10 protein-coding genes are annotated in these 14,446 nt (G+C 31.1%); all 10 read right to left on the bottom strand.

Annotated features, from left to right (window positions below; translation table 11 throughout):
* Positions 1-196 precede the first annotated feature (196 nt).
* Complete coding sequence (gene cls, locus V6137_RS08750; RefSeq protein ID WP_425447535.1) at positions 197-1,750, bottom strand: cardiolipin synthase; 1,554 nt, start codon at positions 1,748-1,750, stop codon at positions 197-199.
* Between the two features lie 22 nt (positions 1,751-1,772).
* Entirely contained in the window at positions 1,773-2,381 is a 609-nt protein-coding gene (locus tag V6137_RS08755) for an NUDIX hydrolase (protein WP_425447536.1), read from the bottom strand.
* Positions 2,382-2,736: 355 nt separating this feature from the next.
* Positions 2,737-3,870 carry a pyridoxal-phosphate-dependent aminotransferase family protein gene (locus V6137_RS08760; RefSeq protein WP_425447537.1) on the bottom strand — a complete coding sequence of 378 codons (1,134 nt, stop codon included), beginning with the start codon at positions 3,868-3,870 and terminating at the stop codon, positions 2,737-2,739.
* Positions 3,871-4,071: 201 nt separating this feature from the next.
* Positions 4,072-4,593, bottom strand: a complete 522-nt coding sequence (locus tag V6137_RS08765) for a peroxiredoxin (RefSeq protein ID WP_425447538.1) — start codon at positions 4,591-4,593, stop codon at positions 4,072-4,074.
* Between the two features lie 223 nt (positions 4,594-4,816).
* Positions 4,817-5,977, bottom strand: coding sequence for a beta-aspartyl-peptidase (gene iadA / locus V6137_RS08770; RefSeq protein WP_425447539.1), 1,161 nt, complete (start codon positions 5,975-5,977; stop codon positions 4,817-4,819).
* Between the two features lie 112 nt (positions 5,978-6,089).
* On the bottom strand, positions 6,090-8,258 hold the full coding sequence (locus V6137_RS08775) for a hypothetical protein (protein ID WP_425447540.1): 2,169 nt from the start codon (positions 8,256-8,258) through the stop codon (positions 6,090-6,092).
* Between the two features lies 1 nt (position 8,259).
* The gene (locus V6137_RS08780) at positions 8,260-10,356 is read right to left on the bottom strand and encodes an efflux RND transporter permease subunit (RefSeq protein WP_425447541.1); all 2,097 of its coding nucleotides are present in this window, start codon (positions 10,354-10,356) and stop codon (positions 8,260-8,262) included.
* 14 nt (positions 10,357-10,370) lie between these two features.
* Complete coding sequence (locus tag V6137_RS08785; RefSeq protein WP_425447542.1) at positions 10,371-10,973, bottom strand: TetR/AcrR family transcriptional regulator; 603 nt, start codon at positions 10,971-10,973, stop codon at positions 10,371-10,373.
* A gap of 173 nt (positions 10,974-11,146) precedes the next feature.
* The gene (locus V6137_RS08790) at positions 11,147-12,289 is read right to left on the bottom strand and encodes a TMEM165/GDT1 family protein (protein ID WP_425447543.1); all 1,143 of its coding nucleotides are present in this window, start codon (positions 12,287-12,289) and stop codon (positions 11,147-11,149) included.
* A 113-nt stretch (positions 12,290-12,402) separates the two neighbouring features.
* Positions 12,403-14,418, bottom strand: coding sequence for a PAS domain-containing sensor histidine kinase (locus V6137_RS08795; protein WP_425447544.1), 2,016 nt, complete (start codon positions 14,416-14,418; stop codon positions 12,403-12,405).
* Positions 14,419-14,446: the final 28 nt, after the last annotated feature.

The following is a 14,446-nucleotide window of genomic DNA, read 5'->3' on the forward strand; positions in this document are numbered from 1 at the left end:
AAATATGAATCCTTCAAATGAATTCAAAGCTACTTTGGCATAATAGGTCTTCTAAAAGAAGACCTAAGAGCTTCAATATATTGAAGCCCTACAACGGTATATATTGAGTATTACCTATATTATAGGCTCACCAACTTCCTATTCTCTTCACCCTGCACTCTGCACTAAGCAAATAAGGACCAAAGGTGCATTTCCTTTAAAGTAATGGCGAAAACACCCTTCCTATGGATTCTTTAAATTTACAAAATACCGATCTTTGTTCATATTCCTCTAGCTTTATCTTAGTACTATTTTTTATATCATTTTTAAAGTCACGTTCTAATTTGTTTATTATTTCATTATCATAAATAAATGAATTTACTTCAAAGTTTATCTCAAGACTCCGTATATCTAAGTTAGCACTTCCCACTGAGGCAGCCACTTCATCTACTAATAATACTTTACTATGTATAAATCCATTTTCATATTTATATACCTTTACTCCAGCTTTTAATAATTCTTCAACATTTCCCATGGATGCCCAATGTACCAATAGATGATCCGGTTTACTAGGTATTATTATCCTTACATCAACCCCACTTAATGCAGCTGATATAAGGGCCGTTGTTATACTGCTTCCTGGAACTAAGTATGGGGTAGTTATCCATATCTTCTTCTCCGCATTTGATATCATAGTAAAATATGCTTGCATAATAGATTGCCAATGGGAATCTGGTCCACTATAGGTTAGTTGTATGAGTTCTTCTCCATAATAACCTAATTCAGGATAATATTCTCTACCGGAAACATATTTTTTTGATACAAACTCCCAATCCTTTAGGAATATATTTTGAAGAAAATATGTTCCTTCTCCCTCTATTTTTAAATGGGTATCCCTCCAGAATCCAATTTTTTTATCTCTACCTAAATATTCATCCCCTATATTAAGACCACCTAGAAACCCTGTCCTTCCATCTACTATTAATATTTTTCTATGATTTCTATAGTTAAGTTCTCTACTAAGCACCGGTAAAAACACCGGTAAAAATGAGTGTATTTCTACCCCTGCATTCTTTAAAGTTTTTATATATCTCCTGCTTAATTTCCAGCATCCAACACTATCATATATAACCCTTACCTCTACACCTTTTTTAGCCTTATCTATTAATATTTTTCTAATCCTATTACCTATATCATCATCTTTAATTATGTAATACTCCATATGTATGTGATGTTTGGCACTTTTAAGTTCTTTTATTATTGCATCAAAGGTATTATTTCCATTGGTTAAAACCTTACACTTATTATTTACTGTAAAGGGAGATTCTGAATTTCTTAAAAGGAGGTTTATAAGCCTATTTTTCACATTACTTTCACTATCACTAAAGGGTCTACTTTGCTTTAAATATTCCTTTTCTATATCTACAATTTCTTCAAGATGTTTAAAGTCATTATATTTTTTCTTTTTAAATTTATATTTTTTTCTTATGTTTTGACCTAAAAATAAATATAAAATAAATCCTAAACCTGGAATTAAAGCTAATACTAAAAGCCACGATATGGTTTTAGCTGGATTTTTATTTTCAAGAAATATAACTAACCCTAGAAAGAAAATATAAATTGAAAATATAAGTCCAAAGGATTTTCTTAACATATTAACTATTTGCCCATATATATGGGTTACCTTAATACCAAAAACTAACCCTAGAATTAAACTTATAATTATTACAATAATTGTTACAGATGCAACAGCTCTTTTAGTTATTTTCATATTATTCACTCCAAAAACTATTTTAACCTAATAAATGGTCTATTAGATTTTTAGTAATCCTTGCCGTTATCCCCCATATAATATACTCCTTATATTTATAAAAATACACCGGATATCTTCCCTTTTTCCATTTGTAATTCTTTCCATTTGGGATTAAATCATAGGGAAAATCTTCTTCTACAAAGGTTTCTAAATTGGCATAATAAAGTTTGGGGTTGTTTCTTAAAAAAAACTTAATTGGAACAGTGAATATATGATCCACCTCATCTATGCTATATCTTATATTATCCCTTTCTATATTTTTAAGCTCTGCTAAGTATGAATGTATGTGAAAGTTATATGGGGTAGGTATATAATCTAACTCTCCTATTAATCTTATATTAGATTTATCTATATTTAACTCTTCATAGGTTTCCCTTATGGCAGCTTCTTTAAATGTTTCACCATCTTCTACTTTACCTCCTGGAAAGGATATTTCATTGGGCTGTCTATTTAAGTGCTTAGCCCTTACTTCATATAATAGATGTATTTCTCCATCTACGTATAAAAGAGGTGCTATTACGGAAAACTCATTCTTTATCCCCATTGGTTTTGCCCTTTTATCCTTTATTTTATCTTTTATATAATCCATATCCATTAGTATCACCTCAAAGAAAAGTTGTTAAAGTTATATTTTACCCTTTATTATATTGTTTATTTATTAATTTAGCAAATTAAACTTTCGTAGTTGAGAACGGAGAGTGGATAGAGGAGAGTTAATAAAAAATACCGATTTAAAAGTGGGTATTTATACTGTTAGTAAAATGTAAATAGCCAACGTAAGGAAAAATGGTAGCCACCCCGAAGGATTTGTGAAAATATAGAATAAGGGAGAAAATCTTTTAGAATTCTATTTTTGACCGTTTCTCCATATTTTCCAAATCCGAGGACTGGCGGACATTTTTCCTTACATTGGCTATATCCTAAATACTAACTTTTAACCAGTATTAATCTAGGTTCTTTACAAACTCTTCATGGATTTTACTTTTTAAATCTACATTAAACTCTCTAAAGGTCTTATCTAGATATTTTAATGTTTTATACACCTTTTCTTCTCTACAATTTTCCCCCATATGGCCTATTCTAAGGACTTTACCATCAAGGGCTGCAAATGCTCCTGCTATCATTATTTTATATTTATCTACTAAATGTTTCCTTATTTTCTTATCATCTAAACCTTTAGGAACACATAGAGCTGTTAATGTGTTTGAATATCCCCCATTGGGATAAAGTTCTAGACCTGAGTTTATAATTGCATTTCTTGTAGCACTGGCTATTTTTTCATGCCTATGGTATTTTTCCCCGTCATTTAATGATATTTCAAGGGCCTTATTAAAGGCATATATATCACTTATCGGTTGAGTATATGGGAACCATTTTTTATCATACCAACCTCTCCATATTGTTAGATTACAATACATACCTACAATGGGAGCTTCTCTATTATCCATGGCATCCCATGCATCATCACTTACTGTTAAAAATGTTATTCCTGGAGGGGCCGATAATACTTTTTGGGAACCTCCTAAAGCTATATCTACATTCCAATCATCAACATCTACAGGTTCCCCACCTACTGATGATACTGCATCCATTACTGTAAGTATATTATGTTTCTTAAGTAATCGAGATATCTCTTTAGCTGGATTTAATATCCCCGATGGAGTCTCACAATGTACAAATGTCGCCATTTTAAAATCATTATCCTCTTCTAAAAATTTCTCTAGTTTAGAGATATCCACAGGATTTCTATAATCAAGACTAAGATATTCACAATCCCCACCATACATATTAACAAAATCCCCAAATCCTCTACCGAATATTCCATTATCAATACATAAAACCCTATCTCCAGGTTCTATAAGTGAAGCACAGGCTGCTTCAAGTCCAAGGATACCCTCTCCCGATAATATAAGGGCATCATTTTTAGTATTTAGAAGTTTCTGTACCTTCTCCGTTGTATCTTTATAAAATTCATAAAACTCAAGATCTAAATCAGGATTTGTAATAGGTTTTGCCATAGCCATCCTAACCTCTTCATTTATCTCAGTTGGCCCCGGTGTCATTATCATTTTATCCATACAATTAACCCTCCAATGCTTATTTATAGATACAATTATATTATAACACCGGTTCTTTAAATAATAAAGAATAGAGAATGAAGAATAGATATGGTTATTTTACTCACTACATTCGTAAAATTTCATTATATAAAAAACAAAGTGGCCTTAGGCCACTTTGCACATTATTTATTCTTTATTATCTATTCTTTATTCTTTGCCTTAAAGAAGTTCTTCTCCTTCATTCCAATTAACTGGGCAAAGTCCCCCAGTTTGAAGGGCTTTAAGTACACGTAATGTTTCATCAACACTTCTACCTACATTTAAGTCATGGATTACTGAGTATTTAACATTACCCTCTGGATCTATTATAAATAGTCCCCTTAGTGCTACTCCGTCCTCTTCTAATAATACTCCGTAGTCTCTAGCCACTGATTTAGTCATATCAGATGCAAGGGGGAAGTTTAATTTTCCTAAATCTCCGTTTATCCATGCCTTATGGGAATGTTCACTATCAACACTTATGCCTAATACTTCTGCTCCAGCTTTTTGGAAATCTTCATATCTATCACTATATGCAGTAATCTCTGTTGGGCATACAAAAGTGAAATCTAGTGGGTAGAAGAACATTACTAACCACTTTCCTTTATAATCTTCTAAACTTACATTTCCAAAATCTTCACCATTTCCTAATACTGTTGCCATTTTAAAATCAGGTGCCTTTTTACCTACTAATCGTTCCATTTATGAACTCCTCCTTAATCTATTTTTAAAAACTTGTTTTCTGTTATATATATTCCCACCTTTAAATAATTTAAACACCTTTTTGAAAATATTTATCAATTATTTTTATACATAGAATTCTTTATAGATTTTGTATAAAAAACAAAGCTGGGGGATTACGAATCCCCCAGCAACTGACAGAGGCTTGCGAATCCCTCTGCAACTATTTCATATACCTATATACTTATTTTTCAAATATACCTTTCTCTACTATCTCTTTATTCCTTATCATAATCTTACCCATGGCTATTACAGTGTCTATATTTAAATCCTTATCTAATATAACTATATCTCCATCATTATTTTCCCTTATATAGCCTTTATTTCTTAGTTTTAATATTCTAGCAGGATTAGCTGTTATAACTTTTAAGCCATCTTCTAGGGTTACATCTCCATCAACTAAACCCTTTTTAACCTCGTTATATAAAGATGTGACTTTTCCAACCCCAAGCCCTATGAAGTTCCCTTCCTTATCAAACTTGGGTAAGCTTCCCTGTCCATCGGAACTAAAGGTTATATTATCTATCGATACTCCCTTATCCAATACCTTTTTTAAATATTTACTACATCCTGTTTCTCCACTATCACTGGTACTTGTTGTAAAATCAATGACTCCACCCTTTTTAGCGAACTCTATCCCCTTATTAAACAGTCTTTCATTCCTTATCATATGGGTTGGTAGAAACTGGTTTATGGGTATCTCTGTGTTCTTAACTATTTCCTCCAGGCAATCAATAGTTCTATCCCCTGAGCCAACATGGATATTTACAACTCCACTTTTTCCTGATAATATCCCACCAACCCTAGCTTCTGCTGTTAATTTAGCTATATCATCTACATTAGGTTGGGATGAGCGATGATCCGATAGGGCTATCTCTCCAACTCCTATTATTTTATCTATTAAAATAATATCATCTTGAATACTTCCTGTTACTGTTCTTACTGGAACTTGATATGACCCCGTGTGTACATATGTGCTTATTCCCTCCTCCTCTAAGGCTCTAGCCTTGGCAAGGAGATTCGCCATGGTCCTTGTTGTTCCATCGGTACCTAAGACCCCTATAACTGTCGTTACACCACCTGTTATTATATCTGTTAACTGTATTTCAGGGGTTCTAGTTTTAAATCCCCCTTCGCCACCACCACCTATTATATGTACATGAGAGTCAATAAATCCAGGTACAACCTTTTTACCCTTAGCATCTATCACTTCTATGTCTACAAAATTTTTAGGAATGGTAATATTATCATCTATATATCCTATCTTATTTCCTGTTATTAATATATCCTTTTTACCAATATAATCTGGACAATATACTTCTCCCTCTTTTATTAATTTTAGCATTATATCCCCCCCTCTTTTTTTCTAGTTATATTATATCAATTATTTTAAGTTTTAACATAAAAAAAGGGGGATTTTAAATCCCCCCACTGGACTGGTCATGACCAGTCCCTACTTAAAATAATCCTGTTATTTTATCTTTTATCCAACTGAAAAAACCTCCATCATCTTCCTCTTTGTTAACTTCTATTTCCTTTTCTATCTCTGGCTTTTTAATTTCTTCGGTTTTCATTATGAACTTAACTGTAGTGTCCATGTTATTGATTTTTCCTGTGAAAGTTCCATATTCATTTGATAATTTAACCAGTTCATCTTTAACCTCAAGTAAGCTTTCTACATCTTCTGTATTTCCAGAAAGTTTTCTTACCATTTCCCCTATACCTTCATTATTAAACCTATTCATATTTGCATCTAGTTCTTTAGAACCTTCAGCTAACCTACTTGCACCTTCTGATAATTCTACTGCTCCAGAAGCCAAATCATTACTTCCCTTTACAAATTTATCGGCTCCTTTTGCTAATTTATCAGTTCCTCCATTTAGCTTATACAAACCATCTGTAACATCTTGAGATCCTTTAATTAAGTCATTTGATCCCTTTACAAATTTATTGGCACCTTCATTTAAACTTTCAGCCGATTTAGCTAATTTATTTGCTCCTTCTGTTAATCCTTTACTGCCCTCTGCTAATTTCTTAGCTGCTGGTTTTAAGCTATTGGTTCCCTTATCTAGCTTATTAAGACCATCGGCTAGTTTTTGTTGCCCTTTATTTAAATTTTTCATTTCTTTTGTTAGTTTGTTAGAGCCTGCTTCTATTGACTTGATGCCCTCTTCTAGCTCCTTAAGTCCTGTCATAAATTCATTTCCTGAAGTTTTAAGTCCTTCTAGTCCCTCTTTTTGTTTTGTAAGTCCCTTTACTAGAGTGTCTCCAACGGATTTAGTAGCGGGATTTTTCTGTAGCTTCTTACTTCCATCTAATAGTTTATCTACTCCCTTTAATAGTAAATCTATAACTTCTATTTCCTTTTCTTTCCCTTGTTTAAGCTTTTCAAGTCCTCCCAGGGCTTTTAACACCCCTTTATTTAACTCTTCATGACCTTTAACTAGCTCTTCAGTACCCTTTGCTAAATCCTTAGCTCCAGTTGATAAATCTCCAGTTTTATTGGCTATGGTATCTACTCCCTTTGATACTTTCACCGATCCTTTCGAAAATTCCTGGGATTTTTGGGAAAAGTTCAAGGCTCCATTGCCAAACTCCATTGCACCTTGCCCCAATTTTCCAGCACTTTCTGATAACATTTTAGCTCCATCAGAAACCTTTTTAGAACCATTATAGGCTTTTTCAATACCATTATCTATGTCTAATATTCCTTTTTTTAACTCTTTAGCCGAAGTTCCCAGTTTTGCTGCACCATTTTTTATCTTAACAATATTTTCAGCTAAGCTTATTTGCCCTTCTTTTAATTTTGTTGTGGCATCTGCTAATTTAGAGCTGGCATCCTTTAATTTCTTTACCCCACCTATTAATCCAGTAATATCTTCTACTTTATCCAGTTCTCCTATTTCTGGAATACTTGGTGTTAGTGTTATCATTATAGGCCCCATTTCAAAATCCTCTACTTCAGATTTTATTTCAAAGGTTTCTTTAATATCAAACATATCGCTATCTAAGCTTTCCTTTATCCCCGGTAATGTAACCAATGTAACTACTTGATTATTTCCATCTGTAACTACTTTGCCACTATTCACTTTAACATTTTTAAACTTATCCATAGGTAAATTTAATACCACGCCTCCTACAAAGGGTGTATATATTTCTTTTTCTGACCCATTTATATATTTCCTATGTTTTAATTTATTTTCTAAATCAATTACTATTCTAATGTTTCCTGATTTTCCGGCTAAATCTTCTGGTTTTATTTCTTCTTCATCTAAATAGTAACTTATGTTTACTTCTACTGGTAATTCCTTGTCTGTATTTCCCTGATAGAATAAATCATTCTTATTAGTTTCCCAAGTTAATTTCTCTCCATTTTTAATAGGTTTTTCTTCACCTTTAATATTTTCAATATTTTTAAGTATTGATTTGTCTTGTAACTCCCCTTTTACTTCATCAACGTGGAGATGGACACTAACAATTTTCTCCTTTGCCTTTCCATCACTGGTTAATGTAACATAAACTGTCTCATCTTTTTTTACATTATCTACTGCTAAAACACTATTTGACACTACCATAAGAAATATCAATACTATACTTAATATTTTAATAATTTTACTATTTCTCATATTAATTCCTCCCCTTTGTTAATGACTTTAGATTTGGTTTTGTTTTCCAGTTTCTAGATGTAACAGATACAAAGCCCTCTGCTAAAAGTAAAACAGCTGGTAATAAAAATATAATCACAAACATACTGATTAATGCTCCCCTTGCTATCATCATACTAAGTCCACTTACTATCTCAATTCTTGCTATAAATGCAACTCCTATTGTTGAACTAAAGAAAGTAAGGGCACTTGTTACTATTGATCTTATGGAACTTTTAAGGGCTATTTGCATTGCATCAATTTTGTTATGACCATTTCTTATTTCCTCCCTAAACCTTGTTGATAAAAGTATGGCATAATCAACTGTTGCACCTAGTTGAATACATCCTATAACTATCGATGCTATAAATGGAATTGTTGTACCCATATAGTATGGTATAGCCATATTAATAAATATTGCCAGTTCTATAATACCTACTAATATAATCGGTATTGAAATTGACATAAATAGTAGTAATATTATTGCAAACACTGCTGTTATAGAAGCAATACTTACTCTTTTAAAGTCAACATCTGCTATTTCTACTAAATCCTTTGTTAATGCACCTTCTCCTGTTATCATTCCGTTTTTATCATATTTATGAACTATATCTTTTATTTGAGCTATTTGTGTATTTAATTGGTCTGTGGCTGCTCTATATTCTGAATTTACAAGTAATAACTTATATCCTCCCTTAACAAAGGTTTCCTTTATTTCATCTGGAATAAAGCTTTGGGGGATACTAGGTCCTATAAACTTATCAAAACCAAGAACCTTCTCAATACCCGGTGTATCTTCTATATCCTTTATCATTTTATTTACTTTATAATTTTTTACATCATCATCAATAATAATCATATGGGTAGTTGTCATATCATATTCTTCTTTAAGCTTATTAAGAGCCTCTATCGATGCCATATCCTTTGGCAACGATTCATCTAGATTATAATAAACATCGGTTTTACTCTGACCATAAAAGGCTGGAATAAATAATACAATTATTAAAATAATAAGTAACTTATAATGGTTTGTTATAAAATTTGATACTCCATTAAAGCTTGGAAGTACTGTTCCATGGTTAAATCTGTGTATAACCTTATCAAATACCAATATCAATGCTGGTAGTAATGTTATAGTACATATGACCCCTATTAATACTCCCTTTGCCATTACAATTCCTATATCTTTTCCTATGCCTAGATTCATTATTCCTAAGGCTAAAAAACCAGCTATGGTAGTTAATGAGCTTCCAAATATAGATGAGGCTGTATTTGATATAGCCCTAGCCATTGCATGATTTTTATCATCTGTATTCCTAAGCTCATCTTCATATCTGTGGAGTAAAAATATGGAAAAGTCCATCGTTACTCCTAATTGAAGTACTGCTGCTAGGGATTTTGTTATATATGAAATCTCTCCTAAGAAAATATTTGAACCAAAGTTATAGGCTATTCCCATTCCTATTGATACCATAAAAATAATAGGTACTATTGTTGACTCAAGGGTTAATGCTAGAACTATTATTGCAAGTATTACCGCAAGGGCAACATATATAGGGGTATCTCTGTCGGCAAGTTCTATTGTATCCTTTATAATTGCTGACATACCGCTTAAGAAACATTGCTTATTCATTATCTTTCTTATATTAGCTATTGACTGTTGAGTTGCCTCAGTGGCTCCCCCTTCTTTAAACTGTATCATCATAAGGGTTGAATTTTCCCTATAGAAAACTTCCCTTATATCTTCAGGGAGCATCTCCTTTGGTACTGTTATATCTAATAAATCACTTATCCATGTTACACTTTCTACACCGTTAACCTTTTCTATTTTTTCTTTAATAGTAAGCACATCTTTCTTTTCCATATCTTCCACTATTAGCATTCCTGTCGCCGCTTTTTGGAATGTCTCATCAAGGATTTTCTGTCCTTGCATAGAATTTAAATCCTCTGGTAAATAGGTTAATATGTCATAGTTTATCTTGGTGCTTACTGTTCCATAAATAGATGGAAGTAATAAAACTATGGCAATTATTAAAATTATAATCCTATGTTTCGCAATAAAATTACCAAATCTCTCCATATCCTCATCTCCTTTTAATTTTCTATTATTTTCCTTATTGTTTCAAACAAAATTGGCTTCATATTATCTATATCTGTAGGCTCACCTAATATAATGGAACTATAACAAATGGATCCCGTTAACTCTATTATCATGAACAAAGTTTTTTCTGGGTCCTTTGAATCGTATTTTTCATCGGTAATTCCTTCCATAAATGTATCAAATATCTCTTGCATTTCTTTTTGTGCTTTTGAATCTACCAATGCTTTTCTAAAAAATCCCCAGGATAAATTCTTATATATAAGTTTTAGTAGCACCTTATTACCCTTTAGATACTCTATAATATAATCAATAAAGTAATTTAATTTATTTATAAAATCTTCATATTCTTTCTCATCAGTAGCTTTAATGGCATCCCTTAGTACTAAAGAGCTCTTCTTAAGAACAATTTTATCTAACATATCATATTTGTTTTTAAAGTAAAGATAAAAGGTCCCCTTTGCCACACCTGCTTTTTTTACTATTTCACTTATGGCTGTATTATGCACCCCCTTTGTAGTAAATAGTTCATAGGCAGCTTTATATAAAGAATTTTCTTTTTTCTTTTTATTTCTAGTTACCTTATCTTCTTTTGTCATAATACTCCCCTTTCAAAATTGACCATTGGTCATTTGCATATATGATTATAACTCTAAAATGACCACTAGTCAATATTTTTTTTATATAAGGATATAGAGATTGGTATATATATTATATCTTTTTCTATTGACAAATAAAAAAAACAGGTGGTTTCAATTGAAACCACCTGTTTTTATCCCTTTCTTTCTTTTTTTAATTCTTTTACTTTGTTTTTAACTCCCTTTGCCACTTCCTTATCATATTGTTTTAATAACTTAAAATATTTATCTCCATCTTCTTTAAAAGAAATTTCTTCTCCTAAAAGTATTTTTTCTAAGGCCTGTCTAACTCTATTTACAACATAATTTTCCGACTGATATGTCCCATAATATAATAAATGATCCACTGTCATACCAAGGGCATCTATCACTTTTTTCTTATCAAAGTTTTTTCCTGTGACAGGAGGTTTTATATCAATATCTTTAGGAATTATGTACTCCTCATTATTTTTTGCATAATTTAATATATTCTTTGTATATCCTATCAGACAATTTCCCCCTTCACAACTTCCACAGGCACCTTCTCCTAGACATATATCATCCATTACTTCTTTCATCTTATTTGCTTGCAAATATAATGTCGCCGCTACTTCCTTTAAAGCAGTTTGTCTATTGTCCCTTTTAGTTTGTAATAGTGGTTTTAATAGAATATATACTATTCCTATTAGTAATATAAAAAATATGGCTACATTCATAGGGGTTATATATTTAGCTGGTAATGAATCTATTAATTTTAAAGTACCAAAAAATAAAAACACTCCCGATGACACTAGTTTAATTGCAAGTTCTGGTATCTTCTCTCCAACTTTTCTTCCTACAAAAATACCAAGGCTACTTGTTCCTATCATACCAGTTACAGTACCAACCAAAATAAAGAAGGGGTACTTTCCATCAGTAGCTAAGGTCATGGCGGTAAGCTGGGTTTTATCTCCAAGTTCTCCAATAAAAAATGCAAGGGCTACTGTAATTACTGGTCCAAATTTGCTCTTGTTATCTTCATCTATATCATCGTCATCATCGGATTTTAATGCCCAAAGTCCAAAAAATATAAACATAATTCCAGCTATTACTTGGACCTTATCAACAGGCATTTCATTGGACAAATATGCTCCTAACATTATTGCCAATCCATGATTAAGAAAAGAACCTATTAATACCCCTGTAAGGACCTTTGTAACACTATATTTAGTTGCAAAGGTCATTGCTAATATTTGAGTTTTATCTCCCATTTCTGCAACAAAAATAAACATAAAAGCCTTTACAATTTCAGAAATCATATAGAACCTCCTAAGTAAAATTAAATAACATTTAAGTGGACAGAGTTTCCCCTGTCCACTTAAAAATAATCCTTCTATATTATATCCCATGATTCTTATTATTACAAAACTATTTATGAATATATATCTGAAAACTCTATATTTATCCTTTCTATTAGCTCACTATCTATTTCATCTTTAGTATGAATATCTTGCTCCCTTTTATTACTTAACTTCCTACAGGGCAAATTTATTATAAACTGACTACCTTCCCCTTCTTTACTATCAACAGATATGTTTCCACCATGCATCATTACCAGTTCCTTTACTATTGATAATCCTATACCACTGCCCTCTTGCTTTCTGTTAAAGGATTTGTCTACTTGAGAGAACCTTTTGAAGATCATATCAATTTTATCATTGGCTATACCGATACCATTATCCTTAACAGATATTTGTATATAGTCGGTATTGCCATTAACTTCAACATAAATATTCTTACCATTTTCTATAAATTTGATTGCATTTGATAATAAATTCAATAATATTCTTTCTATCTTATCTGGATCACAGGCTATAATTTTACTTTCTATAGTACTGTGGAAGGAAAGTTCCACACCTTTATTTTTCATGTAGCCATGGGCGGAAAGTGTTATTTCTTTAACAACTTTTACTATATCATGATTCCCTAAATTTATATCAAAATATCCCGTATCTATTTTTGTTATATCTATTATGTTATTTACTAATCTCAATAATCTATAACAGTTTTGTTTAATCAATTTTATTCGGTCTTTAAATTTATTATTTTTATATAAATCATCTTTAATATAAATTTCTAATATCTGTACTGTCCCAAGTATTATATTAATAGGTGTTCTAAGTTCATGGGATATATTGGCAAAAAATTCTGTTTTAAGCCTATTATATTTTTCAGACTCTTCTAAAAGTTTTTCCTTTATATGTATTTCCCTCTCTAATTTTTCAGCTCTCTTTCTTTGTGTTATATCCCTTATAACCGCTAAATACTTTTTTCTGCCTTTATCCATAAAAGATATTCTAGAACCTTCTAAATAAACCATTGTTTCATCTTTGTTATCAAATTCTAACTCTATAATCTCTGTATCATTTTCTTCGTTCCTGTTCCTTGTGAATTTATTATTTAACTTTTTTAGACATTTTTCATTAAAAACTTCTTTTATAGGTCTGTTCACTATCTCATTTATACTATCCTTACATAAAAGTTTTGCTCCAATTGGATTAACAAAATAAATTTCATCATTATCATATATAAATACTCCATCGGGTAGTAACTTTATAAGTTCTTTATATCTTTTCTTACTTTCCATAAGTTCCATTTCTACTTTTTTTCTCTTAGTTATATCCCTAGCCACCGATAATGCCACATATTGTCCCTGCCACTTAAATAAATGGGTATTAAACTCAAATATTAATTCCCTATTATCTTTAGTCAATATTATCTTTTCAAATGATCCTTCCTTTTCATTCCTTATTCTATCTATTATAGCTTGTCTCTTTGGTGAATTATTATCTTTATTTAAATCATTTGGAGTCATATTAAGTAATTCATCACTACTATATCCCAATACTTCACAAGCCTTTTTATTAACTTCAATAAATTTACCATGAACTCCATCTAATGATAATGGATGTAAAAATATAGCATCATTTGCATTATTAAATAGCATGCTAAGTTTTTGAGACTTAATATTTAAGCTTTTTTCTTTCATCATAAATTTGGTCCTTATTCTATTCATGGCAAAAATAACCATAATTAGTACCATATTTCTTATTATAATATTAGCTATTAGGTATCTCATATCTATTTTTCCATGACTATGCACCTTAAGAATATAAAAAAATACGAATTGGCAAAGTCCTAAAGATATTATAGCAGGAATAATTCCTGATTTAAAAGCAGTAATAGCTATAATAATTGCAAATATTCCCATTATACTAGGTATTTTTATATCATTTAATGCTAAACTAAAAAAAATAATAATAAAAATCAGTGTTAAAAGAGGCCCCCTTACAATACATAAAAACTTTTCTAGATTACAAATATCATCATTTTTGTCTACACAAAGTTTTGTCATTTTGTCATAAAATTCCCCATTTTCTCTTATCATATCCCACTTCCCCTTTACATAATTTAAT

Source organism: Dethiothermospora halolimnae (genome assembly GCF_037577855.1).
Taxonomy (GTDB): domain Bacteria; phylum Bacillota; class Clostridia; order Tissierellales; family VENL01; genus Dethiothermospora; species Dethiothermospora halolimnae.

Coding starts and splice junctions, on each gene's coding strand:
- cls (WP_425447535.1), bottom strand. CDS start 1,750: ATGAAAATAACTAAAAGAGCTGTTGCATCTGTAACAATTATTGTAATA.
- V6137_RS08755 (WP_425447536.1), bottom strand. CDS start 2,381: ATGGATTATATAAAAGATAAAATAAAGGATAAAAGGGCAAAACCAATG.
- V6137_RS08760 (WP_425447537.1), bottom strand. CDS start 3,870: ATGGATAAAATGATAATGACACCGGGGCCAACTGAGATAAATGAAGAG.
- V6137_RS08765 (WP_425447538.1), bottom strand. CDS start 4,593: ATGGAACGATTAGTAGGTAAAAAGGCACCTGATTTTAAAATGGCAACA.
- iadA (WP_425447539.1), bottom strand. CDS start 5,977: ATGCTAAAATTAATAAAAGAGGGAGAAGTATATTGTCCAGATTATATT.
- V6137_RS08775 (WP_425447540.1), bottom strand. CDS start 8,258: ATGAGAAATAGTAAAATTATTAAAATATTAAGTATAGTATTGATATTT.
- V6137_RS08780 (WP_425447541.1), bottom strand. CDS start 10,356: ATGGAGAGATTTGGTAATTTTATTGCGAAACATAGGATTATAATTTTA.
- V6137_RS08785 (WP_425447542.1), bottom strand. CDS start 10,973: ATGACAAAAGAAGATAAGGTAACTAGAAATAAAAAGAAAAAAGAAAAT.
- V6137_RS08790 (WP_425447543.1), bottom strand. CDS start 12,289: ATGATTTCTGAAATTGTAAAGGCTTTTATGTTTATTTTTGTTGCAGAA.
- V6137_RS08795 (WP_425447544.1), bottom strand. CDS start 14,418: ATGATAAGAGAAAATGGGGAATTTTATGACAAAATGACAAAACTTTGT.